A 24,692-nucleotide genomic window follows, 5' to 3' on the forward strand; every position below is an offset into this window, starting at 1 on the left:
TCTTCGTGCGGAGAATTTGTCTTGGGAGATGAATGTGTTTTGCTGATCCTGCCTTGCGGTAAGGTCAGTGGCCTATCACGGCTATTTTCAGTTTATCCGCCAGCGCAAGAGTTTCCTGTTTGTCGATAATAAATGTGTTGTCAGCCTCGACGACCAGTGCCGCCGCGGCGTGTTCGTGCAGGCTTCTGATTGTGTCAGGGCCTACGCATGGGACATCAAAACGCATGTCATGGCTGCTGCGGGGAGCTTTGAGCAGTGTCCATTTGCCTTTTTTGCACAGCCTGCCGGCACGGGATATCATTCGGGCGGTTCCCTCGATGGCTTCGACCGCGATTACGTCTTTGTCCTTGACGGCGACAGACTGGCCTATGTCGAGCTCGCCGATTTTTTTTACGATCTCCCAGCCGAACTCGATATCCTGGCCAACTGTGCGGCTGGGCTGTGTTTTCGTCATAACGCCTTTGTCGGCGAGCTGGTCTTTTGAGTATTTAGTAGAATCGGTCAAAATTATACCTCCGCTTGAAAGCTCATCGGCTATTGCCGACAATAGAGTGTCATTTTGCATTGTTTTGCCGCGAAGCCGCCAGAAATACGTGCGCAGTGTCCGCCAGTCCGGCATATACGCGGCTATGAGCCGGGGGATTGATGCGTTTTGCAGGCGTTTTTTGGCAACCCTGCCGACCATGATTGTTTCCTGGGCTCCTCCGCTTTTCAGAAATCTTATCCATCTGCCCATCTTTGCCAGGGGGACATAGGAAAATTCGTCGCAAACATCTGCCAACTCTGGAGAAGCATTTCCGTCGAGTGCGGCGCATACAACCCGTTTGCCCGCTTTTTTCGCCCCCTCGGCTATGATAAAGGGCAGACGCCCCTGGCCGGCAATCAGCCCGAGAACATTATTGTTACTCGTTTGAGCCATGTGCTTTCTTAAGTTCTTCGAGTTCTTTGGATAAGCGTTTTATTTCCAGCTTCATCTCGGGCAGAGTTTGTATCAGGGTATAGGCCCGTCTTGCCTTGCCGGCATCAATCGCCGGAGAGCCCGCAACCTGTTTGCCCGCCTCAACATCGTTTGTTATCGCCGCCTGGCCGGCAGCCATTACCATATCGCCGACCTTGATATGCCCGACAATAGCCGCCTGACCGCCGATTACGCAGTACTGGCCCAGCTCTGCCGTGCCGGCAACCCCGACCTGCGGTACGAGCAGACAGCCCCGGCCGATGCGGGCGCCGTGACCGATGGTAACCGAATCACCGATTTTGGCTCCTGCTCCGATAACAGTGTCGCGAAGTGAGCCGCGTTCGATGGCGGCGTTTGAGCCGATTTCAACGTCGTCTTCGAGTATAACCCTCTTTATATGAGGTATCTTGTGGTGTACGCCTTCATGTGTAGCAAAACCGAAGCCGTCCTGTCCGATGGTGGCGTTGGCCTGGATGATGACCTTGTTTCCTATAACGCAGTCCTCGAATATGACCGAGTTGGGGTAAGCGATACAGTTATCGCCCATTACAGTACCCTCGCCTATATAAACGCCGGGATATATCATGCAGCCGCTGCCGATTTTGACATTTTCAGCGATTACGGCGTAATCATATACACAGCAGTCATCGCCAATCTGCGAGGTATCTGCTATTGAGGCATTTGGGCTTATGCCCGGCTTGTGGTGTTGGCGGTGGCCGTACATCAGCTCGACTATCCGGCAGAAACTGTAATACGGGTCATCGCAGAGAACAATCGCCTCCGCGGAGGTCTCCAGCTCTTTGTTCGCCAGCACCGCCGAGGCTTCGGTGGTTTTCATGTACTTGTTGTACTTGATGTTAGCAAGAAAGCTTATTGAGCCTTGCCCGGCTGTGTCCAGCGGCGAGACAGTGTTTATTACGATATTCTCATCGCCGATTATACGGCCGTTTATATGTGCAGCTATTTCTTTTAGTGTTGTTTCTGTCATTTGTTTCCTGACTATATCTGGCGCATCCCAGCGCGATAAAAATAATAACAATTATACGAAAACCTGCCGCTAATTCAATAAAATATAGTAAGCGTTGGAATTCAGGTGTGCGATTTGTGATTTTTCCACACTTTGTAACAATCACAGAAAATCAGAGTTCATTTGTTATGTTGTTCTGATACAGCGTATTAACTACCCGCTCATTGACATTCGCGGCTCTGATACAGGTTGAAATTTATTAAAATGCCATATCTAACAACACAATGGTAGTTATTCGCGACTGTAAACTCCGATTTAACCTTGGTTTTCGGGAATGCCTTGTGAAAATAAGATTAAAAATCAGGCTTCAGAGTTCAGAAATGAGGAAAACTAAGGTTAAACAGAAAAATGCTAAAGTTTACTCTATTCGCCCGGGTAATCGCCGGCTGCCGGCTCCGCGGTGGATTCCGTTTCTAAATCGTATTCGTCTGTGCTCTCGTTTGTGTATTCGTCGGTGTTTTCGCCAGTGTCTTGCTCTGGTGCGTATTCGTCTGTATATTGATCTGGTACGTACTCGCCGGTCTGCTCGGCGGGGTATTCTTGTGGGGCAGATTCCTCTGTATATTCCTCTGTGTATTCCTCTGTGTACTCATCTTCCGTATATTCATCTTCAGCCGGCTGTTGTGCGTTATCCTCGGGCAGGGGCTGCTGAGGAGTTTGCGGTGTCTCTTCCCGGGGCTGAAGGTCAGTTTCCTGTTCCTGCGGTTCTGTTTGTTCGGGCTGGGCCTGTTCGAGCCGGTTTATCTGTTCCCGCAAAGCATCCACGAATCCTGGATTATTATCAATAATAACCTTTATAGCCGCCTGGAAAACCTGTCCGTTTTCTGTGCCGCTATGGGCGAGGCTTTGCCGGACAAGCGGCTCAAGAGCCTTTGGATCACCGAGCTGACCAAGGAAAACCGCGGCGGCAACCTTTGTTGAATACTCCTCCGTTTCGAGCAGGTCGATCAACCCGTCAACATCACGCTCAAACATGTACTGCCGGGCCAGGGCGAGGTCATCATTAACCTCAGCCGGGGCTTGCTGCTCTGTTTTTATTGTCTGGCCAGAGACGGCTCCTTCCTGAGCTGTATCGGCGTTAACCCTTTCATCAGAGAGCTTTACGTCTTCTGGCCGGGGTGTTTGCGTGTTGTCGGGTCTTTGAGCCTCAGGCTCCTGCACTTCGTTTGGGCCCGTCAATAACGCCGTCAGTATAATTATCAGAATCACGGCTGCTACGGCAATAATCGCGGCATATACTCCCCGAGGCATCTTCCTGCCGTTTGCCGCGGCGGCTTGGAACACTTCGGCTGTGAGCTCTCTTGTTTCAGCGAGGAATACATCATTGTCCAGCGTTCTGCATCGGTTGAGCCGCTCCTTGAGTGCGGGCGTAAATGTGCTGACATCGAAATCGGTGCCCATTTTGATGCTTGAACGTTCGAGACTCTCACGGATGTTGTCCTGGCCTGTTTCAAGCTCCTTTGAAATCTGCCGCAGGGTTTCTTGAAAATAATATTTATGCAGAAAAATAAGACAGTCCGCCGGCGGCAGCGAGAGCAGATTTTTGACCGTGGATATTTCTTTGGGCTCCATCGGGTTTGACGGCGTAGAAGTTGCGCTGTTTACCTCAAATGATATCTCGGATAAGGCCTGCCGCCACAGCTCGATTATTGGGGAGCTATCGGAATTGATTATGTCGGAGGGTTTCTCCGCGGCCTTTTTCATGACTTTGCGGAAAATGTTTCTGCTCAGCTCACGTGAGCCGGTAAAGATATAAATATAATCCAGCAGCCCCGATGAGTAAGAATCGTAAAACAGGTTCCAGCCGCTTATCTTGCCGGCGTTTATTCCATTTATCAGCCGTCTGTCATCATTATGATTAAACATCTATGTCCTTACATTTTAGTACCAAACAATTACGTTTGCTCAGAAACACTTGTAATTATACCTCTTAATTGAGCTTATGCAAGTTTTAGTATCTCACTGGCGATTGTTTCAGCGGCATCTTTTTTGGCAATACCGGCTGTTTTTTCAGACATCTGCTCTCTTATGCCCTTGTTTGACAACAGCGGCTCAAGTTTCTGCCAGATATTTTCCGCGGTGGCATTTCGATCTTCTTTCATGTCTTCCACAATCAGGCAGGCGCCCGCTTTTTCAAGCTCTATTGCGTTGAGCTGCTGGTGGTTGTCCTTGTGATAGGGGTAGGGCAGGCATATGAACGGTTTTCTGTAATACGTGTATTCCGCTATACTTACTGCACCTGCCCGGCCTATTACAATGTCTGCGCAGCTGTACATGTCCCAGATATTGTCGCAATAGTCAACCACCCTGTATTCTATACGGGCTTTTGCGGCGGCGTCTTTTAATCGCGTATCTTTTCCCCTGCCGCTCAGATGCAGCACCTGCCAGTTGTCGGCAAAACTCTCCAGACGCGGCAGCAGTGTTTCCATAGCGATATTTATGTTCAGTGCGCCGCTGGAGGCACCCGTAACAAGAAGTGTACTTTTGTCGGGCGAAAGATTGTATTCCGAAATAATTTTTTCCGGCCGCGGAGTTTCAAATTCTTCCCGCATCGGGCAGCCCGTGACAAATATTTTTGCGTTTGTGTTCGTAAACATGCCGGCAGTAGCCTGGTACTGACAGAAAATTTTATCCGTTTTAGAAGCCATAAGCCTGTTTGATTTGCCCGGGACATAGTCAACGTTTATCAGGCAAACCGGCAGTGATTTCTTCTTCGCCGCGGCAACCGCCGGAGCGGAGACATAACCGCCAATTCCGACTATAACAGATTTTTCAGTAAGCACTTGTGATACAATATTGCGGCTTTTTCTCTGGTTCAAAATGAAATTGAGTATCTTTACCGGATGCAGAGCAAAACCTCTCGCCGGCAGGGCGGTGTATTCAAATTCCGTTTTGGAGAGGATATTTGCATCAATCGGGCTCTGACTGCATAAAAAGTGGATAACCGTCTCCGGGGCGAGTTTGCGAATCTTCTGTGCCGCGGCGATTGCCGGGTAGATATGTCCGCCGGTACCGCCGCCGGCGAAGAAAACCTGTATTTTGCCGTTATTTTTTGTCAATCCTGAGCCTGATTTGTCTCGATTTGTTTATTTTTGCCTTCTCTGCCCGCGGCAATCGCGGCTAGTATGCCCACGACGGCGGCACTTGTGAGAATGCTTGTTCCGCCTGAACTTACCAGCGGAAGCGGTATGCCCTTGTTGGGCAGTACACTTGTTACAACGCCGATATTCATCACCGCCTGAAGCGTGATTCCGCAGGTGATACCCGCGGCCAGGAGCTTCCCGAAATTATCGCGGCACCTGAATAATGTTATAAATCCAACCGCCGCGAACAGGAAGAAAAGCATGAGTATAAGTATTGTGCCTATCAGGCCGGTTTCCTCGCCGATTACGGAAAAGATAAAGTCCGAGGAATCCACCGGCAAGTGCCCCCATTTTGTTGTGCCGCTGCCAATACCCTTGCCCCAGATTCCGCCGCTGCCGAGTGCCTGGAGCGAGCGGTTTGTCTGATACAGCAGGTCAGGATCGGCTTTTTCAGGGAACATAAACGATAGAAGGCGGTTTACGCGGTATTCCTCTTTCATGACATAATAGGCCAGCACCGGCAGGACAAGCAGCCCCGAGCCGATGATGTGCAGCAGATTGGCGCCGCCGAAAATGAGCATCAGTCCGGTCATGGCGCTTAGAAATGCCGCCGTGCCGAAATCATTCATCAATATCAGCAGTATGATAATACCCGAGACAAAGCATATCTTGCAGAAGTGAAAGAAGCTGAGTTTTTTGCCCTCTTTCACGTGCAGGTACATAAATGCCGCCTGATAGATAATCAGAGACCATTTCGCCAGCTCCGAGGGCTGAAACATAACTGTAAGCGGGCCCAGCGGTATGCGTATCCAGCGCTTTGCCGCCGGCGGGCCGTAGCTCAGGGGTGTAAAATCGGCCAAAATCAGCAGAAATATAGAGGTCAGTATCATTAGCTGTATCAGCGAGATAAACTTGACTTTGCCGGGCAGTTCGAAAACCCGGTAAGGGATTCTGGAAGCGATGAGCATCGCAATCAACGCCGCGGCGGGGTAGATATATTTTGTCGGCGAGGGGCTGTTTCTCATATCGGCAAGGGCGGATATGACAAATACAAGGCCAATACAAATCAGCAGTGAACAAAGCAGCAGCAGAACGCGGCTGCGGGTGAAGGTCTGATCCTCGATCAGCTTATTTTCTGTTATTGTCTGCGTCATGTGCCCGTTCTTCGAGTGAATAATCAATACGTAGTAAAAAAAAATTAACATCAAAACCGATATGTTGTTATAATACAGTTTAGATGCGGTTTTGTCTAACAGAATAATAGTAATTTAGCGCAGAGTTTAGCATGAATGTACAGGCACAAATAAGCATATACCCTTTGAAAGTTGATTCACTCTCCGAACCGATAGAGCAGTTCTGCGGCGTACTGGAGACACACGGTCTCGAGGTGCAGACCCGGCAGATGTGCAGTTATTTATGCGGTGAATCGGATATTGTATTCAAAGCGTTAAAAGAGGCGTTCGACCTGGTGTCCGGTAAGTACGGCGTGGTAATGGATTTGAAGATATCAAACGCCTGTCCGGCGGAATCGCACTGAAGTGTGAATCCCGCAAAAGATTGTTTGCGGTTTAATCGCAGAGACGCAAGCATTGCGTCCCTACTCGTTGTGGGGGACGGTTTTAAGATACGAGGTAATGGACATCGAATTTACCTCAAATTCCCGCCTATTTTTCTGATAAAACGTACTGGCGTCGTTGGGCTGCTTTAAATGTCTGGCGGAAGTGAAAACCGTAAATCGACAGCCGCACCGCCATGTGGAAATGCGACGGGCTTCTCAGCGACCAGAGCAGCAGCAGCCAGTAGTGTATCCTGCCTTTGCCCAGTATTCCCAGATGCCAGACAGATTTAACGAAAGCCTGTATCTCTCTGTAATGAAAGAGCAGGGCGGTTTTTTTCTTTGGTTTGTAGTTCCGCAGGAATAATTTTATCCGCCGGCAGTAATATTTCTGTGAATAGATGGTTTTTATCACCTTTTCGTAGCCGTGCATCAGTGTTTCGGCATCCATTTTTGGTATAAAGTTCATTGTGCAATCCGTGTTGTCGCCGGTCGGCGGGCGGGTTAGCCGGTTTTCCCTGAGCATTTTATCGTACAGCTTCGTACCTGGAGGGGCGTTTAGAAGCCCTACCATAGCGACAACAATGCCGCTGTTCTGGATCAGATGGATAAGCCTGTCGAAAACAGAGCTGTCATCGCTGTCAAATCCGACGATAAAACCGCCCTGAACCTGCAGGCCGGACTGTATGACCTTTTTGACACATGCGGGTATATCGCGGCCTTTGTTCTGGAGTTTGTTACACGCGATTAGTGTTTCTTCGTCTGGCGATTCTATGCCGATAAAAACGCTGTTAAAGCCTGCCTGAACCATCATGTGCATCAACTCTTCATCGTCGGCGATATTTATAGATGCCTGCGTGTTGAAGTTGAACGGATGTTTCATTTTATCCATCCACTCAATCAAAGCCGGCAGCAGTTCTTTCTTGAGTACGCTCTTTTTGCCGATAAAATTGTCATCAACAAAAAACACATCGCCCCGCCAGCCGGTTTCATAAAGGCTGTCCAGCTCGCTAATCAGATGCTGAGTAGGCTTGGTCCTGATCGCATGTCCAAAGAGATTAGTAACATCGCAGAAGTCGCAGTCAAAAGGGCACCCTCGAGAATACTGAACACACATCAGGGCGTATTTCTTCATATTGATCAGCTCCCACATCGGCGGCGGAGTCAGACTTAGATCGGGCTTCTGGTGAGTATTGTAAAATGGTCTTGCCGTACCCTGTTCAATGTCTTTGAGAAATGCCGGCAGTGTCAGCTCCGCTTCTTTGAAGACAAGGTGATCAACGTTTGTGTATTCATGGGGGAAGGTGTTGAACAGCGGCCCGCCTCCAACGGTTTTTGTGCCAAGACGAACACATCTGGCTACTAAATCGTCTGCGGACTGCTTTTGCACGACCATTCCGCTGATAAATACGTAATCAGCCCATTTTATATCCCGGTCGCGCAGTCGGGTGATATTCATATCGACAAGTTTTTTCTCCCACTTATCGGGCAGCATAGACGCAACGGTCATAAGCCCAAGCGGCGGAAGAAGTGATTTCTTCGAGACGAATTTGAGTACGGTATTAAAACTCCAGAAAGTGTCGGGAACTTTAGGATTGACTAATAGTATGTTCATGGTTATCTCCTTATCAGTAATACACATGACTGCCTGCTTAATTGCGACCCGCCAGTACCGCTGATAATAGTTGCATTATAACACAATTTAATAGTCAAATCAAACGCAAACAGAATTTATCTAAATTTATGTGAGATGTATCAAAACTGACATTCCTGAAATTGTAAAACATATCTTGATTCTGCTGCGTAACTGTGGTATAAAGATTGGACGAATTTTTTACGGCAACTGATGTATTTTGCTGTGAGACAAGGTTTTATTGTTCAGATAGAAATAGAATTTAAATGAAAGTGATGAAATTTAGATATATAATCTCAGCGTGTTTAACAGCTTTATTGTTTTGCTCGCCGGCTTTTTCCCAACAGTACTTACAATCACAAAGAATGCTTGAGAGCGGACGGGAGTATGCCGACGTTTCAGTTTCGTCTGTGAGCATTGACGGGCAAAAGGCTATACGGGTTAACTTTAGCGCCAGTGAGGACTTGCATTTTTATGCAGACGGCGATAACGTCCTGAAAGTATGGACAGAGCCGCAGCCGCAAGGCTCTTCTGTGGTATTTCCAGAGTCCAGGCCCTATTATGACCGCTTTGTGCAGAAAACCGTGCCCGTCTATTCAGGTGAGTTTGACGTTGTGGTTTTACTCGCCGCGGATGTTTCGGGTACAGTCGAGACAGAGGTGAATGTCAGAGGTTTTGCCTGTACGAGTGACAGCTGTCTGCCGCCGGCAACGATAGATTTTGATTTTTCTGCCGATGCTTCGGACGCCTCGCAATGGCCCGCGGCTGATATCGATATCCCAGAGGCCGCTGCACAGCCGCAGTCTGGCCCGCAAACACAGCAGGCACAGGAGGTTGGCTCCGATTCTTCCGGCCTTTTAAAGTACCTTCTGCTGGCGCTGCTGGCGGGGCTTTCGTTTAATGTAATGCCGTGCGTTCTGCCGGTTATTCCTATAATAATGAACAGACTGCTTGACCAGGCCCGGGAGCACCGCTCCCGCTCTATAACTCTGGGTATGGCGTTTTGCGGCGGAATAATCGGCTTTTTTGTCATGCTGGCGGTATTCGGCGCAGTTTTTCAGGCTGTTACCGGGTCTGTTTTCCAGTGGGGAGACCAGATGCGGTACCCCGGTTTCATAGCCGGCATGTCGCTTTTCATTCTCGTAATGGCGCTGTTTCTCTTTGATGTGTTCGCCGTTGGCATACCATCTAGTGTTTCGAGTAAATCGGGCAGCGGCAAAGGTCTGGGCGGATCTGTGGGTATGGGCTTCTTCGCGGCTCTTATGAGTACGCCGTGCAGCGGGGCGATACTGGCTGTTGTTCTGGTCTGGACACAGACACAGCCGATACATATCGGGCTGCTGGTATTTTTGCTGCTCGGTATAGGTATGGCGTTGCCGTACGCTGTTTTAGTCGCGTTTCCCAAACTGCTCAAGAGTATCCCCAAGCCGGGGATGTGGATGGAGCATTTCCGCAAGGCGATGGGTTTTGTACTGCTTATAATCGCGGTAAAACTCGCCGCGTCGCTGCCTCAGCAGCGGCTTGAAAATCTCTTGCTCTACGCTGTATTTCTCTCGTTTGCTGTCTGGATGTGGGGCAAATGGGTCAATATGACCACGCCGAAAAAGAAACGTTACACTATCCGTCTGGCAGCTGTTATAATAGCAGTAGTTGCCGGCTTTGTGATTTTACCGGTCGAGAAGGACATTGTTGACTGGGTTGAATATGATGCCGCGGCGATAGAGACGGCAAAGCAGAACGATGAGCCGGTGTTGATAAAATTCACCGCTGACTGGTGCGCGAACTGCAAAACACTGGATAAACGTGTGTATAAAGACAAGGATGTGGCCGCATTGATTGATGAGCTTGGAATCCTCGCGGTGGAGGCGGACACAACGCTAAATACATATCCGGCGTCTATAGATTTAAAAGAGGTGTATAACGAGCCCGGAGCAGTCCCGCTGACTGTATATATAGGCAATGATGGCAGTGTAACCAAATTGCGGGGCATATACAGCAAGGAAGCTCTCTTAGAAGTTATTGACAATTAAGATTAGAAAGACGATATAAAATGACTAAAAAGAAAACAGTCTCACCCGAGGAAACCTGGCGTATTTTCAGGATAATGGCGGAGTTTGTAGAGGGCTTTGAGGAGCTGAATAATCTTGGCCCGGCGGTATCGATATTCGGTTCCGCCAGAACAGAGCCCGACCATGAGTATTACAAAATGGCACGCCTTGTCGCGCAGGAAGTAGTCAAGGCCGGTTTTTCTGTGATTACCGGCGGCGGCGGCGGAATCATGGAAGCCGCTAATCTCGGTGCAAAGGATGCGGGCGGTTTGAGCGTTGGGCTCAATATTGAACTGCCGTTTGAACAGGAGCCAAACAAGTATCAGGATGTCTCACTTGCGTTCAGGTATTTTTTCTGCCGCAAGGTTATGTTCCTAAAATACGCAAACGGGTTTATCGCGATGCCCGGCGGCTTTGGCACGCTTGATGAGTTTTTTGAGTCGGTTGTGCTGATGCAGACGTATAAACAAGCGTATTTCCCGATTATCCTTATGTGCTCTGATTTCTGGAAAGGGCTTATTGGCTGGATAAACGAGAAACTGCACAATGAGTACGGATATATCTCCCCGGAGGATTCCGGGCTTTACCATATATGTGATGACCCCGAAGAAGCGGCGGGGATTATCCGCAAGTTTTATTCCGGGCACAGAGAAAATTACGACGCCGAGCCCGGCAAGATCGAATGGCTCAGTGTCGGCAACAAAGTCCGCCGTGCAAACCAGGGCGAAGTTTGATCTTATCTTTGCGTATGCTGTTATAATCTGCTCTTGATATCAGGCAGAGCCGAATGCCGTATTGTACACCGTAGAACCCGAGGCCAGCGGTACCCCGTTTATATTTGAAGTTTCGCCCGCCGCTGAAGTGAGCGAGACATCATCAAATATGCAGCTGTTCTCGGAGCCGTCGTTTTCAAGCGTCCAGACACCTACGGTTATGAGGATTTTGGTAATACCAAGAGCCTCCCATGAACCGGAGCCTCGGAGGGTGTCGTGCATGTCTTTTATATTCAGTGTCAAATCATGCCATTTATTGAGCGTGTCCGGCAAACTCCAGAACATGGCCTTTTTCTGGTTTCCCCAGTTGATGAGTTCTGTTTTTGGCGGCCTTCTGTCATCGGCTGTATAGAATGTGTTTCTAACCATGTTCACTGACTGGCTTTTCTCATTGTCAGTTGCTCCCCAGTCGAGCAGCATGAGCCGCTGCAGTGTTTCTCCGGAATATGCACAGACCTTAACATATCCGCCGCCGCCGACGGGCTCGCTGTCAAGACGATAACTAAATTTAAGCACCGGCGAGACAGGAGCGTCAACCATCTGGTACGCCTCAAGCATTTCGGTTTGCGCCCAGGGCTGGCCGGCTTCGTGCACACGGAAGAGCAGTGCCTTTCCGCCCGACTTGGCGATATTGGATTTTACCTCCCACTTGAACATTGGGTCCGTGTCTCCCTGGTAGCGGTACGGCATCATCCAGCCGTCCAGGCCGTTTTCAAACGAGCCGTTTACAAGTGCCGGCTTGGGCGGGTATGCGTGTATGTTGCAGAACCAGAGAGGCTCCTGGCTGGTGTATTCCCGGAATTTCGGGGAATATGTGTATTCCCGGTCCACATTGGCGACTCGCGCCTTTACAACGACATCTTCGCCGCTGACCTCAAATATCATATAATAGCCGCCGCCGGTATCCCCGTCGCCCTGGTCTTCTCCGGGTTCAAAATCGTCAAACTCTTCGCCGAACGGGCGGGACGCGGTACAGGTTGGAGCGGTTATGAAGTTTATCCCGCGGTATGTCCAGGCGGTTTTTACTGAAGCCTGTATGCCGTTATGAACGTGTCCCCATACGGCGTATTTTACGTTACCCCAGCGAGCGATCTCGTCGAGGATTTCCATTCTCAGCGTGCGGTTGTATGTGTACCATTCCAGCTGTGTAAGGCCCTGCGGCATAAGGTGCTCATGCAGAAACAGCATTGTCGGGCGGTTGCGGTTTTTGTGCAGGTCACTCTTGAGCCAGGCGAGTATCTCGAGTTCTTCTGTACGGTTCACAATGTCGCAGGGCAATACAACAAAATGCCATTTTCCGCAGTCAAATGAAAAGTAATAGTCGCGTATTCCGCAACAGGTCTGTTGATGCTCCTGGAATATTTCGTAGTGGTTTGTCTGGGCGTTGCCGTCGTGGTTGCCGTAAACGAGTATCGGCAGGCAGTCCATCTCAAGCGTTCTGCTCATAAAATTGTCCCAGCTCGGCGTGTGAGTCGGCACATTTACCAGGTCGCCGTCAATAATTGAAAACGCCGGCTTTTGCGCCATAGCGTTGATTTCCTTAATTGATTCGGTGTACCTGACGGCTGAAGTGCCGCCGACGGTGCCGATGGTGGTCTCGCCCGAGAGCTGGGGGTCCGCGAACAGGGCGAAGGTGAAGTTCTCGCCTACCTTGTCAAGCTGAGGGATTGTACCTGGACTTTTTGTTTTAAGCCGTATGTCTGCGCCGCCGGCTGCCAGAAGTGTCCCTGCGGCGGAGGGTGAAGATGCCGAGGCGAACGTGCCGAGTGCAGAGGTGCTGATACATTTTTTGATAAAATCTCTTCTTAACATAAATGTCTCCTGTTTATGGCCAGAAAATCTGCCTGTTCCAGTTTTTGATTATTTGAGCGAAATCGAGTAAATCGATAATTCCGTCTTTGTTTGGGTCAGCCGGCGATACTGCCGGAGTCAGCGGCTGAAGGAGTTCTTCGCCGCTGCCTGCAAATAGCCAGAGTATCTCACTTTGGCTTAGCGGTGCTGAGTATATTCGAAGCTCGTCCATACAGCCGATAAAGAATTCGCCTTCCGTGCCGATCGGAGCGCCTATTCGTGTCTGCCCGCCGGCAGGTTCTTCTGTGATTTCAACTGATTTTTGTGAAAGCAGAAGCCCGTCTCTGTAGATGCTCAGTCTTTGTCGGCTGATGTCCTTTACAAAAGCGTAATGTGCCCAACCATCGAAAAAGTCGCTTTGCCGCGTCTGGTATTGGGTTGACTGCCATGAAAAGTCGCCTGTATCCTGATCCGGGGAGCCCGTTCCCATTTCGACCGCTGCCGAGCCGCCGGCAGGAAAAGAGTCCTGCGTCTGTACCCACATCGAGACGGTGAAGCCATGTTCCGAGCTAAGAACCGGATTGAGAATCGAAATCCCGAAGGTTCCGTCAAAATTCATACAGCCGCCTGAATAGCCGTTTAGACTCCAGTTATTCGAGCCTGGCATATCAACCACGGCGGTATTGCCGTTGCCGGAGAGGTCATTGAGTATTATCCCCGAGCCTTCATCGAAGCTGTAATATGCTGTCAGGTTTTCAACTGCAGGGCTGCTTGAGTAAACGGTCCTGTCCTGTTCGAGCCATTTCTGCGAAAATAACATCATGTCCTTTATATCTATCCTGCAATCGCCGTTGAAATCGCCTGCCGGCAAATATTCCTGAATGCACCGCGGCGGCTGGAGAGTGATATGGTCTATCCATACATCCCCCTGGGCTTCGGATATGGGAGTAAATGTGATATCCATGGATTCTACATCTTCCAGGTCTATGCCGCTGAAACCTTCGAGATCAAAAACTATCTGCCTCCACCAGCCCGCGGCTCGCTGCTGAGAGCCAGTTATTCGCTGGCGGGCATAATCGCCGTTGCTGTGGAGTGTTACATGAAGTGCCGAAAGGTTGTAATCCGACATAAGCCAGAACGAAAGCGAGGAAGTGCCGCCCTCTTTCCAGTCAGGAATTGGGGAAACAGTAAGTACTGCTGAACCCGCATCACTTTTGGTTATACGCATTGCATTGCCCTGGTACGTTTTGGCGGGGTCTGTTTCCAGTGCGATATCAAATCCGCCTGAAACGGCCCATTCTGTTTTCAGTTCAGCGCTGTTGGAGTAGCCGTTAAAATTCTCAAGAACGATTTCTGATGCCATAAGCGATGTAAACGTGAGCACATTCCCGCTGATGAGGCCGTCGGGGTGCACGCTGTCAACCCGCCAGTAATACGTTTTGGAGAGCTTGAACTCGGGGAACATGATTCCGCTCTCGTTTCTGCCCAGATAGTATTTCGAGGTTGTGCCGGCGGTTAGCACCTGCTCGTAATCATAGCCCAAGTAAACGTCAAATAAAAGGCTTCTCAAGCCGTTTCGCCAGCGGAAAGCAGTGTCCATATCAACGCCTGCTGCCCCGTCGGCAGGGTAATGAGAAACTGTTTTGCCCGAAGACGTTGTAAAAGACCATATCTGCCCCTTTTCGACGCCGTCCGGGTCGTGGTCAACCCGCCAGTAATACAACGTCTCGGGAACAAGAAGCCCCGGCTCATATTCTGTTACACCGCAGGGCAGACTTGCCGCGAGTACACCTCGCGGGTCGCCGGGTGTAGCTGTCTGCACATCAAGAAGGTTTGTTCCGATGTAAACGATGTTCGCTGTGGCGTTTAGCTGTTGGGTCCATGACAGCAGGGGATCGGGAAAAACCCCGCTTTGGCCGTTTTGGGGTTCTGGTAAAGTTGCCGCCCGCAGGAAACAGGCTGATACCGCGAGAAATGCTATTAAAAATGCAAGTTTTATGTTCATTTCTGTATGATATATGTTTTTGCATTTTATGTAAAGTGTTATTTTTTTTTATTCGTTTTGGGAACGCAATATAAGGTTTACAGGCCCGTCAGAGGTGTTTTCGATGTCCATATGAGCGCCGAAAACGCCGGTTTCTACTTTCACGCCGCGGCTTCGAATCATCTCAATTGTCAAGTCAAAGAGCCTTTCGGCCTGTTCCGGAGGTGCGGCATTGTCATATCCCGGGCGGCGACCTTTGCGGCAGTTTCCGCATAACGTAAAGTTACTGATTGCCAGGATTGAGCCGCTGATATCGAGCAGGCCCAGATTCATTTTGTCCTTGTCATCGGGGAAGATTCTCAGCCCTGGGATTTTGCGGGCAATAAATGCCGCGTCATCATCAGTGTCTTGTTTTTCGACCCCGATATAAACCAGCAGCCCCGCATCGGCAGAGCCGGTGATCTCTTCTTCAACTGTTACCTGTGCTTTTGCGATTCTCTGTACAAGTGCTATCATTTGGTATCTCGTTTTATTTTATGACTTTAGAGTGATTGTATGTAACATGCCTGCGTTTGCAAGCCCGGATTTTCGGCATCAATCAGCTTTATTTGTTCGAAAAATCCAGACAGCTCCGCCGGCAAGAGAGATTTTTTCAACATCGAAACCGGCGTTTTTGATTATGGCGGCAGTTTTCTCCGGCGGGTAAAATTCTGTAACGGTCTTATTCAGATACCTGTAAGCGGCCAGGTTGCCCGTAAATGCCGCGGCGATAACCGGCATAATGAACCGGAAATACACGCCGAATAAAAACCGCATCGGCTGTGCCGGCGGCATGGTGAACTCCATGATCAGCGCCGCGGCGCCGGGTCTTAGCACGCGGTGAATCTCGCGTATAGCGGCGGCAGTGTCGGCAGCGTTTCTAAGTCCGTAAACCATCGTTACGCAGTCAAAAGAGCCGTCGTCAAACGGCAGGCGGAGCATGTCGGCTTTCTGGAAATTGATTCGGTTTGCAAGGCCGTTTTTTTGAGCTTTATCCGCGGCGGCGGCGAGCATGTTTTCAGAAGCGTCAATAGCTGTTAAATCAGCCTCGGGTAAGGACCTGGCGGTTTTAATTGCTATATCGCCCGTGCCGGCGGCAATGTCGAGAATACGCCGGCTGTCCGGGGGTATCATCGATACGAATCTTCGTTTCCATCCCGCGTCCATGCCGAATGATATAACCCGGTTGGCGATATCATAGCGGCGGGCGATTTTGTCAAACTCTGCCGGTATGTTTTTTTTATCTATCATATCAGCCATAGGATACTTGTTGCGGCAGTTGAAAGGAATTCGGTTTTGGCAGTTGCCGCCAGAGAAAGATTGAAATTTTTGGATATGGGTTCTGTCAGCAGCCTCTTAAATGATTTTATGTTTGGAATCAGCATTATAACTGCCAATACAATAAGCGGTTTACCGCTCGCGGCGGCAATTGCCGCGGGCGAGAGAATCGCTATGGTAATCAGTGCTATGGTGAATATTCTGGCTTTTTTCTCGCCGAGCAGGCCGGCGATGGTGGTTTTGCCGGAGAGCTTGTCGGTGTGAATATCGCGAAGGTTGTTGACCGCCATTATCGCGGCGGCGAAGAGCCCGCACATTATGCCTCCCAGCAGGTTTGGGATATCTGCGCCGCCGGTGAGCACATAATATGTTGCTGAACAGGGTACGATGCCGAAGAAGATGAACGCCGCGGTCTCACCGAATCCCCGGTACGCGAGTTTTAGCGGTTTTGAGGTGTATGCCACCGCCAGAACCATGCAGACCGCACCGAGTATTATCAGCCGCCGGTCCGTGCTGAACACGATGAACAGCCCAGGGACAGCGCTTGCGGCTATCAGCAGCAGAAAAGCCGTTTTAATGTGATGAGCTTTTATCAGGCTGCCCGCTGTTACACGCGCCGGGCCAAGCCGGTCGCTGCGGTCGGTGCCGTATTGCCAGTCATAGTAGTCGTTTGCCAGGTTTGCCGCTGACTGGAGCAGTACGGCGACACTCATGCACGAGATAAACAGCAGGATTGACATCGGGTCTGTTTTGCCGGCGAACGCGCCCGCCAGAAGCACCGGCGATATCGAAGCGAAAAGCGTCTTTGGCCGTATCGCCATTATCCAGTGTTTGATCGCGGCGTTTTGCATAGTGGTTTTGGGTCTTCAGTTAAATATCGCCGAGCCGATACGCAGGTGCGTTGCGCCTTCCTCGACGGCGATGGTGTAGTCGTTTGTCATACCCATGCTCAGGTATTTGCAGGTCTCGGGGCTGATTCCGCTGCCGCGTATCTGCTCGAAGATCTCCCTTGCACGGATGAACGTCTTGCGAATCTGAGCTTCATTGTCTGTAAACGCCGCCATGGTCATCACACCGGCAAGTTTGATGTTGGGCATTTCGCCGATTTGACCTGCCAGCTCAACCGTCTCTGCCGGTTCGATGCCGTATTTCTGCTGTTCGCCGGAGCAGTTGGCCTGGAGGAATATTTCAGCGGTGATATTGTACTTCTGGGCAGTGGAATTTATTTCTGCGGCGAGCCTGAGGCTGTCAACCGAGTGTATGGTCTGGGAAATCGGCAGAAGTTTTCGCACTTTGTTACGCTGGAGATGGCCGATCATGTGCCAGTTGACTTTTGTTTCGGGCTGGTTGTTTTCGATGTATTCTGCTGTAAGTGTTGCGACCTCTTCGAGATGCGGGAGTCTGTTTTCGCCCAGTTCAGTATAGCCTGCGGCGATGACCTCGATGATTTCCTGTATGCCGACGGTTTTTGTGACGGCAATGAGGGTTATCTCGTCGCGGCTTCTTCCACTTTTGCCGCAGGCGGTATTGATGTTTTCCTCAATTCGTTTTAGGTTGTCTTTTATTGTCCTGGCTGCCATTGCTGCCCCCGTGATTGTGCGTAAATTATTATTTAATGATATCGGGCAGGGTTATTCTGAGCATTTGTGTATCTTCGGCTGCTGTCAGTGCCCCGGTCATTTCAGCAGGGATAAACAGCGTATCGCCTTTGGTGAACTCGGTTTCTGCGGTATCGCTTCCGTATGCCGCCGCTTTGCCGCTGCCGCTGATGATGACATAAATTTCGAGCTCGCCTGCCATTGTGTACTGGTCATCGCCCGGGCCAAGATCAATTTTGTCAACCTTGAACTCGTCGGCATCTACGAGTCTGCCTTCACTGCGGACGGTCAGGACGGATTCGTCAAGGTCAAACTTAGTGCTCTCGATGGCCTCTTCTACATGAAGCTGACGAGGCTCTCCGGTGCGTTTGTCAACGCGGTTCCAGTCAAAGACCCTGTAGGTGGTGTTGGAGGGCTGCTGAATCTCTGCGATTACAAGGTTGGGCCCGATAGCGTGCACGGTGCCCGAGGGGAGAAAATGGCACTCGCCGATTTTAACCGGTACCTTGACCAGGCAATCCTCGCAGGTACCGTTGTTTATCGCGTCTTTGAACTGCTCTCTGGTCGTGCCGGGCTTGAGGCCTTTGTAGATGTAACCGTCTGCCGGAGCGTCGATTATGTACCAGCATTCGGTTTTGGGACTGCCGGTTTCCATGCGGCGGCAGGTCTGTGCGTCGGGGTGAACCTGGACGCTGAGTACCGATTGGGCATCAAGCAGTTTTATCAGCAGCGGGAAAGATTCGAGCGGCTTATCAGTGCCGGTAACCGTTTTGGGATAAGTCTTTATAACATCGTTTAGAGTTTTTCCGGCGAGCGGGCCGTTGGCGATGACGCTGCGGCCTTCGGCCTGGTCTGCCAGCTCCCAGCTTTCTGCAGTTATCGTGTTCTCTGGGATGGGTTTGTTGAAAATTTCGCCGAGTTTGCGGCCGCCCCAGATGTAGTCTTTGAAAATAGGTTCAAATTTGTACGCGTAAAGTTCCAAGTTTATACCTTTCTATGTTTTTTACCTGAATTTCATTTAAACCCTTATTATATTAAGCATAAACAAAATGTCACATACCTTTTTTGCGGCTTTAATTAATATCCAGCAGATTTGTGTGCGGTTCCACGTTTATTTTTTGCTATGATGGGATGAGTTATCTCTTTATATGTTTTTTTCAAGAGGACTTATCCGGTCAAAATTTATGTCTTGAGAGGCAGGACAGTGCCCGGTTTTTTCTTGTTATTTGTCATCAGCGAGACAATAATCAGTGTAAGAAGACTAAGCGGCATCGAAATAATTGCCGGCTGCCCAGGGGTATCCACGCATTTGTTTCTGAAAGCCCGAAAGCCTGAACATGTCTGGGCCTGCCATTATGATTCCAAGTGATACAATGATCCCTACAAAAATAGAAGATATAATGCCCGGGGCAGTGGTTCGTTTCCAGAAGTGTACCATGATGATAGCGGGGAAATTGGCCGAAGCTGCAACAGCGAACTCCCACCCCACGAGAAATCCTACATTCACGCCTTTAAAAAGAATACCGAGTATTACAGCCAAAATGCCCACTGTTACAGCTGTGAGCTTGGCGGCAAGTACCTTTGTCTTTTCTGTCATTGACCGCTTAAAGAATCTGTCTAACAGGTCATTAGCCACTGCTCCCGAGGCGGCGACAATCAGCCCCGAAACAGAGCCGAGCACGGTAGCAAATGCCAGTGCGGTAATTATGGCAAATAGTACCCCGCCAAAGCTGCGGGCCAGTAGGGGTGCGGACATGTTATCCGTTTCCGGGTTCAGGACACCGTTAGCAATCGCTCCAAGTCCAAGGAAAAGAGTGAGTATGTAGAAGAGCCCGATAGCTGAAATGGCAACGATGATGGATCGTCTGGCAGCAGTGGAGTCTGGGACAGTGTAATGCCTTATAAGCACATGAGGAAGGGTGGCTGTTCCGAAAAAGAGCGCAATCATGAGCGAAATAAAATCCAGCCGCTACCAGGTATTTCCGGCGGAAATGTCAAAATGCCCGCCGGCTACAAAGAAACTTTCTGCGGATTTAACTTTCCAGCCCAGAAACCACGACAGCCATAAATGGTTATCCGGGATTTATTTAGCGTACAGATGGGCATAAGCGTCTGGAGCAAATTCATGAATTTGCTCTACAGGGGGCTTGTGCGGGATGATGTATGTGCCGAAGCTGTTGACGCTTCAATAGCAACACAGGTTGAAGGTATCGCAGCAGTTCTGCTTGAGGTTATCGACGTAGAAGACCCGATTGATCTGGGCAAAGAGACTACTTATGTCATAACAGCTGCGAACCAAGGTACATCTACCGACAGCCACATAAAGATCTTTTGCGAGCTTGAAGATTCAATGCAGTAGTTTCCGCTTCCGGCACTGCAAACGGCACAATCAGCGGCAAGACTGTAACATTAGCTCCGCTGACGAAACTTGAACCAGACGCCAAGGCTGCCTGAAAAGTAGTTATCAAGGCGCATAGCGATGATGATGCAAGGTTCACGGTTACTATGAACACCGACGCTATAGATCGTCCTGTTCAGGAAACTGAAGCTACACAATTCTATGAATAATAAATTTTATAGATTGATTTGACAGCACCGCCCGGGGGATTAAGAAGCTGTGAAAGCCAGAGGCTCCAATTGTCAGGCCGTGTATAACAGCGTACACTTTTAGACACCGGCTTAACACTGGGGTTCCTATTAATATTAACCATTTTACGGAGTATTCCCCACTCAATTGTTAACAGGGGATCCTTACTGTAATAATTACTGGTTTTTAAAAAAAAAATAAAAAAGAAGTTGCAGCAGATATTCGCAAACAGTATTATTAAATACGGAAATAGATAATGGGAAAGTATTCATATTTCGGAGATATGAGACTTTGATTTGTGATGTAAAGTAATTTTGGGAAAATTTCCCGGGAGAGTGAGACATGAAAAGACTAACTTTAAATCTATTGTTTCTTTCTGCAGCGAGATTGTGCACATGCGCCTGGGGTTTTCCAGTCGTAATTGACCCAACCATTCAGTATCCCTTTGATGTTACCCAGATAAGTCAATATCTAATTATTACAACAAACCAGGAGAGCGGGAATTCAGATGTATCTGTAAGTAATTTTGAGCTCGGTGCCAACAAGGCCCCGGTTCCCGCTCAGGGAGCTTTCGGAGGTCCTGACATAAGCAGCCAGCCGGGAGTACCATCGTACGCGGCAGACATATTTGAAGGTGTCGGCTACAACGGCAACGTTGCTGTTACTGATCCCAACGGCAAGTTTGACCTCTCGAATGTCGGTATATACGCAGACCCGGAAACAGGCATCCGCCTCGCCGGTTCCCGCTCGTCCGATACCATTGGATGCAGCAACAGCTTCTTCAATGACCCCAACATGTACCCAAACACCTACGATCCGCTGACCGGCAGCGGCCAGATTGTTAATCAGAACCAGGCTGACCAAAGTACAAAAATCAGTTCATCCAATGATTATCCGGGTGTTTCTTTCAATTACGACCACAGCGGACTTCTGGTGGAGCTGAGTGCTGCCCGTGATTCAATAAACAATCTTGTTTCTACCGGCAGCATTACACGCAGCAACGGTGAGATTAAGGATCAGACCTATACTTTCTATGCCGATGACGGTGTTAATGTTGTTGATATATACACTAATGGCAATGACTTTAAACTGCAGAACGCAAATTTTGTCATCCAAGGCTCTGAATTCTCAAAAGTTATCTTCCGGATCACCGGAGATAAGAATATGCTCATTGACAATGCTAATATACTTCTTGGCGATGGCGGGATCGACTACACAAGCGTTATGTTTTTCAGCGAGCACAACAATTATGATTTCAGCAATGCCATACTTAGCGGAGTTGCGTTCTGGAGCCTTGGTGAAGAAAAGACCACGATCAGTATGAGCAATGTACAGGGTTGTACCCAGCTCATAGCAGATGTTGTCGAACTTGACAATGTACGCCTGTCGCAGTGCCAGGGAGCCGGTTTTACTCCTATCCCAGAACCGGCTACAGCGATTTTATTCACTATAGGCACTGTGCTTATTCGAAAACGTGTCCCTCTACTTCTTTAAAGAAATCATTGAGCTCTCCCTCAACCATATACTGACGGGAAGAATTAAAGGCTCGAGATTTTTTGGTTTGTAAGTTATTCATTTTAAAATTTTATAGCGTAATTTTCAATAAGTTGTTTTGTCGCGACCTTTTGATTGCTGACATAAAGTTTTTATATATATGATCACATAGATACGGCGCGACCAAAAGATAAAGAGCGAGATATCTTACAAAGGAGGCGGTTTGCGCTTTCTCAGACCGGTTTGCCAGTTTTGACGTATTTGACTTAAGATTTGCAGGTTTACGTCTTTGAGCAAATTCGTGAATTTTTTCTACAGGTGTTATTGCAATCGCAGTGCATCGCCGCGGGTGAAGGCGAGGTGTCTGCCGATTTTTTCTACAGATTGTGCCAGCTCTGAAAAATCGGTTGTGGGATTTTCGTTCACGCAGCGTTTGTGCGGGTATATTTCGTACATCTGCCGGTAGGGCATTGGTGTAAAATTGGGCATAATGACGTTTGCGCCAGCCTGCAGTGCGTCTATGCGGTTGTCCGTTTTGGATATGCTGCCGGTTGCGGTGGTTGCGGGCATATGTGCCGCGGGCAGGAGAATCCTCGCCATTGCCTGTACCTTCAGCGTCATCTCGAGGCTGCCCTGGCGGCTGGAGGAGAGCTCGGTCTGGCCGTGTGGTATAAATAGGCCTATCCCCAGCATATCGAATCCAAACTCCCTGAAAAACATCACATCCGATGCCAGACTTTCAACAGTCTGGCCTTTGAGGCCGACAAGGCAGCCGCTGCCGGTCTGGTAGTCCAGTCGCTTAAGCGTGTCGAGGCACCTGATTCGGTTGTCATAGCTCATGTCAGGGTGCATTCTTTCGTACAGCCGGCGGTCGGTTGTTTCTATCTTCAAAAGGTATCTGTCCGCGCCGGCTTCGCGCCATATCCGATAGTATTCGTCCGGCCACTCGCCAAGCGATAGCGTGACGGCCATGCCGGCAAAACGCTCTTTTATCTGTTTTATGATGTCGGCTATCCATACTGCGGTAAAGTCTTCATCTTCGCCGGACTGTATTACCACTGTTCGTATTCCTGAGCGGTAGATCATGTCCGCAGCTTCGAGGATCTCCTCTGTTTTCATGCGGTAGCGTGTCAGAGACTTATTGTTTTTGTTGAGCCCGCAGTAGCGGCAGCTGTTGCGGCAGTAGCTTGATATTTCAATAATTCCCCGCAGCAGGATGGCATCGCCAAGCGTCTGTTTCCTGATATTATCCGCGAAATCGAAAATCTGGCGTATTTGATCCTGCCGCTCAATGCTTAGTATGCCGGCAATGTCGGCGGCGTAGAAATTTCCCTCGTAAATTTGTTGCAGTTTTTTAGAAAGTGAGTTATTCATTGGGTTTATAAGTTTACAAAGATACCAGAAGTAATGTCAGGCTCAGGTATATCGCCACACTGATCGAGTCGTTTGCGGTGGTAACCAGCGGCCCTGAGCTGATTGCGGGGTCGATGCCGATTTTTCGGAATGAAAACGGAAGCAGCAGTCCCAGAGTTGTCGAAACGATTATCGCAGAGAACATGGCAACAGAAAAAGCCAGTGTAACTCTGATATCAAGAGCGCTTATCTCCACGGCCTGCTCAGCATTGTCAAAAGTTACAATCCTGGGCAGACCCCAGCATATTATGCCGCCGATGATTCCACATGCCAGAGCAACGAGGAGGGCTATTCTGAATTCACGCAAAAACACCTGTTTTAGCCTCTCCGCGGCGATATGCCCCGAGGCCAGGCCGCATACAATAATTGCCGAGGTCTGCAGGCCGGCGTTTCCGCTTATTGCGGCTATCATAGGCACAAACGCCATTGCGATACCGAAGACGTAACTGAAGTTTCCGACGAAAAGTTTGTCTTTAAACGCGAAAATTACTGTTGCCGTAACCGCTGTTCCCAGCAGACACGGTGCTAACCATGTCATCCGGATTCTCGCGGCGTTGAATACAGATGTATTCTCAAGCTCGTCCGGGTCCGTACCCGCCATAGCGTAAATGTCTTCATCGGCCTCCTCTTTGGCAACTTCGAGGATAATGTCGGCAGTAATTCGGCCGACGAGTCTGTTTTCCTGGTCCACAACCGGTACTGTAATAAGGTCGTATCTCGAGAATGTGTTACTTACGTGTTCCTGGTCATCGGTAACAGTGACGTATATTCTGTCTTCTTCTATGAGGTCTTTTATTTTTGTCTGCGGCGGGGCTGTAAAGAGTTTTCTAATCCTGACATCGCCGAGGTATTTTCCGTCGTTGTCCACCACGTAAACCGCGAAAAAGTCTTCGTCGATTTCCTGGCTGCGGATTTCTTCGATGGCTTCGAGAATAGTTGCGTCTGCTTTTACAGCAACAAAAACCGGATCCATAATACCGCCGGCAGTGTCCTCTTCGTATCGCATCAGGTATCTGATCTTGGCGGTAAGTGCCGGCTCTATCCGTATAAGTTTTCGGATATATTGTCTGGCTTTTTCTTTTGGCAGCTCACTGAGCACATCCACCGCATCGTCAGCAGGCAGTTCGCGGATAATATCGACGATAATGTGTTCATCGAGCTCTTCAAATAGAGTGTTTCGTGTTGCTTCGTTGACTTTTTCGAAAACTTCAGAGGCTTCGTCCACGTCAAGCACAGAGAAAATAGCTACCCGGTCTTCTTTAGACACATATTCCACAATTTCCGCGATATCACCTATGTGGAGATCTTCGAGAGTCTCTTTAATTACGGAGTAGTTTCCGTCTTCAAGATGCTGTTCAATTGTGGTTATTAAAGATTTTATCTCTTTTTGTTCCATTTTTATCTCTAACCGCGGGTTTTCTGAGCCTTTTC

Annotated in this window: 22 protein-coding genes; 6 read left to right on the top strand and 16 right to left on the bottom strand. The window is 49.3% G+C overall.

Features of this window, described 5'->3' with window-relative positions:
• Nucleotides 1-64 precede the first annotated feature (64 nt).
• From SMSP2_RS00730 to SMSP2_RS00750, 5 genes are all read right to left on the bottom strand, one after another.
• Entirely contained in the window at nt 65-919 is an 855-nt protein-coding gene (locus SMSP2_RS00730; protein ID WP_146682117.1) for an LpxI family protein, read from the bottom strand.
• On the bottom strand, nt 903-1,946 hold the full coding sequence (lpxD, locus tag SMSP2_RS00735) for a UDP-3-O-(3-hydroxymyristoyl)glucosamine N-acyltransferase (RefSeq protein WP_146682118.1): 1,044 nt from the start codon (nt 1,944-1,946) through the stop codon (nt 903-905). Before lpxD ends, SMSP2_RS00730 begins: the two co-directional genes overlap by 17 nt.
• A gap of 402 nt (nt 1,947-2,348) precedes the next feature.
• Complete coding sequence (locus SMSP2_RS00740) at nt 2,349-3,851, bottom strand: HEAT repeat domain-containing protein (RefSeq protein ID WP_146682119.1); 1,503 nt, start codon at nt 3,849-3,851, stop codon at nt 2,349-2,351.
• Between the two features lie 74 nt (nt 3,852-3,925).
• Complete coding sequence (locus tag SMSP2_RS00745) at nt 3,926-5,044, bottom strand: UDP-N-acetylglucosamine--N-acetylmuramyl-(pentapeptide) pyrophosphoryl-undecaprenol N-acetylglucosamine transferase (protein WP_146682120.1); 1,119 nt, start codon at nt 5,042-5,044, stop codon at nt 3,926-3,928.
• Nucleotides 5,041-6,222: an FtsW/RodA/SpoVE family cell cycle protein gene (locus SMSP2_RS00750; RefSeq protein WP_186804776.1), complete on the bottom strand. Its 1,182-nt coding sequence runs from the start codon at nt 6,220-6,222 to the stop codon at nt 5,041-5,043. The genes SMSP2_RS00745 and SMSP2_RS00750 overlap by 4 nt, the downstream gene beginning before the upstream one ends.
• Before the next feature lie 131 nt (nt 6,223-6,353).
• Here SMSP2_RS00750 and SMSP2_RS00755 point away from each other — a divergent pair, with 131 nt between their 5' ends.
• On the top strand, nt 6,354-6,605 hold the full coding sequence (locus SMSP2_RS00755; protein WP_146682122.1) for a YkoF family thiamine/hydroxymethylpyrimidine-binding protein: 252 nt from the start codon (nt 6,354-6,356) through the stop codon (nt 6,603-6,605).
• A 127-nt stretch (nt 6,606-6,732) separates the two neighbouring features.
• On the opposite strand, the gene SMSP2_RS00760 is transcribed toward SMSP2_RS00755, so the two are convergent.
• A complete protein-coding gene (locus SMSP2_RS00760; RefSeq protein ID WP_146682123.1) occupies nt 6,733-8,238 on the bottom strand; it encodes a B12-binding domain-containing radical SAM protein in 1,506 nt (501 codons plus the stop codon).
• 383 nt (nt 8,239-8,621) lie between these two features.
• Here SMSP2_RS00760 and SMSP2_RS00765 point away from each other — a divergent pair, with 383 nt between their 5' ends.
• Both SMSP2_RS00765 and SMSP2_RS00770 read left to right on the top strand, forming a co-directional pair.
• Complete coding sequence (locus tag SMSP2_RS00765; protein ID WP_186804777.1) at nt 8,622-10,286, top strand: protein-disulfide reductase DsbD family protein; 1,665 nt, start codon at nt 8,622-8,624, stop codon at nt 10,284-10,286.
• A 20-nt stretch (nt 10,287-10,306) separates the two neighbouring features.
• The gene (locus tag SMSP2_RS00770; protein ID WP_146682125.1) at nt 10,307-11,038 is read left to right on the top strand and encodes an LOG family protein; all 732 of its coding nucleotides are present in this window, start codon (nt 10,307-10,309) and stop codon (nt 11,036-11,038) included.
• 39 nt (nt 11,039-11,077) lie between these two features.
• On the opposite strand, the gene SMSP2_RS00775 is transcribed toward SMSP2_RS00770, so the two are convergent.
• The 8 genes from SMSP2_RS00775 to SMSP2_RS00810 all read right to left on the bottom strand — a co-directional run bounded on the left by SMSP2_RS00775 (nt 11,078) and on the right by SMSP2_RS00810 (nt 19,715).
• Nucleotides 11,078-12,889 carry a metallophosphoesterase family protein gene (locus tag SMSP2_RS00775; protein WP_146682126.1) on the bottom strand — a complete coding sequence of 604 codons (1,812 nt, stop codon included), beginning with the start codon at nt 12,887-12,889 and terminating at the stop codon, nt 11,078-11,080.
• A 13-nt stretch (nt 12,890-12,902) separates the two neighbouring features.
• On the bottom strand, nt 12,903-14,873 hold the full coding sequence (locus tag SMSP2_RS00780) for a LamG-like jellyroll fold domain-containing protein (protein WP_146682127.1): 1,971 nt from the start codon (nt 14,871-14,873) through the stop codon (nt 12,903-12,905).
• A gap of 48 nt (nt 14,874-14,921) precedes the next feature.
• Nucleotides 14,922-15,368 carry a D-aminoacyl-tRNA deacylase gene (dtd, locus tag SMSP2_RS00785; RefSeq protein ID WP_146682128.1) on the bottom strand — a complete coding sequence of 149 codons (447 nt, stop codon included), beginning with the start codon at nt 15,366-15,368 and terminating at the stop codon, nt 14,922-14,924.
• A 78-nt stretch (nt 15,369-15,446) separates the two neighbouring features.
• Nucleotides 15,447-16,142, bottom strand: coding sequence for a ubiquinone/menaquinone biosynthesis methyltransferase (locus tag SMSP2_RS00790; RefSeq protein WP_186804778.1), 696 nt, complete (start codon nt 16,140-16,142; stop codon nt 15,447-15,449).
• Nucleotides 16,139-17,020 carry a 1,4-dihydroxy-2-naphthoate octaprenyltransferase gene (gene menA, locus SMSP2_RS00795; RefSeq protein ID WP_146682130.1) on the bottom strand — a complete coding sequence of 294 codons (882 nt, stop codon included), beginning with the start codon at nt 17,018-17,020 and terminating at the stop codon, nt 16,139-16,141. Before menA ends, SMSP2_RS00790 begins: the two co-directional genes overlap by 4 nt.
• Nucleotides 17,021-17,035: 15 nt before the next feature.
• A complete protein-coding gene (locus SMSP2_RS00800) occupies nt 17,036-17,749 on the bottom strand; it encodes a YggS family pyridoxal phosphate-dependent enzyme (RefSeq protein WP_146682131.1) in 714 nt (237 codons plus the stop codon).
• Between the two features lie 28 nt (nt 17,750-17,777).
• Nucleotides 17,778-18,749, bottom strand: coding sequence for a type I phosphomannose isomerase catalytic subunit (locus tag SMSP2_RS00805; protein ID WP_186804779.1), 972 nt, complete (start codon nt 18,747-18,749; stop codon nt 17,778-17,780).
• A 279-nt stretch (nt 18,750-19,028) separates the two neighbouring features.
• Complete coding sequence (locus SMSP2_RS00810) at nt 19,029-19,715, bottom strand: solute symporter family protein (RefSeq protein WP_146682133.1); 687 nt, start codon at nt 19,713-19,715, stop codon at nt 19,029-19,031.
• Between SMSP2_RS00810 and SMSP2_RS14755 the strand changes: the two genes are divergently transcribed.
• The 3 genes from SMSP2_RS14755 to SMSP2_RS00820 all read left to right on the top strand — a co-directional run bounded on the left by SMSP2_RS14755 (nt 19,714) and on the right by SMSP2_RS00820 (nt 21,848).
• Nucleotides 19,714-19,875 (top strand): hypothetical protein, encoded by a 162-nt coding sequence (locus SMSP2_RS14755; RefSeq protein ID WP_186804780.1) that lies wholly within the window; start codon nt 19,714-19,716, stop codon nt 19,873-19,875. The genes SMSP2_RS00810 and SMSP2_RS14755 overlap by 2 nt on opposite strands.
• 17 nt (nt 19,876-19,892) lie before the next feature.
• Complete coding sequence (locus tag SMSP2_RS00815) at nt 19,893-20,126, top strand: hypothetical protein (protein WP_146682134.1); 234 nt, start codon at nt 19,893-19,895, stop codon at nt 20,124-20,126.
• Between the two features lie 570 nt (nt 20,127-20,696).
• Nucleotides 20,697-21,848 carry a hypothetical protein gene (locus SMSP2_RS00820; protein WP_146682135.1) on the top strand — a complete coding sequence of 384 codons (1,152 nt, stop codon included), beginning with the start codon at nt 20,697-20,699 and terminating at the stop codon, nt 21,846-21,848.
• A 321-nt stretch (nt 21,849-22,169) separates the two neighbouring features.
• Here SMSP2_RS00820 and hydE read toward each other — a convergent pair whose 3' ends face one another.
• Both hydE and mgtE read right to left on the bottom strand, forming a co-directional pair.
• Nucleotides 22,170-23,222 carry a [FeFe] hydrogenase H-cluster radical SAM maturase HydE gene (gene hydE, locus SMSP2_RS00825; RefSeq protein WP_146682136.1) on the bottom strand — a complete coding sequence of 351 codons (1,053 nt, stop codon included), beginning with the start codon at nt 23,220-23,222 and terminating at the stop codon, nt 22,170-22,172.
• A gap of 13 nt (nt 23,223-23,235) precedes the next feature.
• Nucleotides 23,236-24,657, bottom strand: coding sequence for a magnesium transporter (gene mgtE, locus SMSP2_RS00830; RefSeq protein ID WP_146682137.1), 1,422 nt, complete (start codon nt 24,655-24,657; stop codon nt 23,236-23,238).
• Between the last annotated feature and the right edge of the window lie 35 nt (nt 24,658-24,692).

The organism is Limihaloglobus sulfuriphilus (genome assembly GCF_001999965.1).
Classification (GTDB): Bacteria; Planctomycetota; Phycisphaerae; order Sedimentisphaerales; family Sedimentisphaeraceae; genus Limihaloglobus; species Limihaloglobus sulfuriphilus.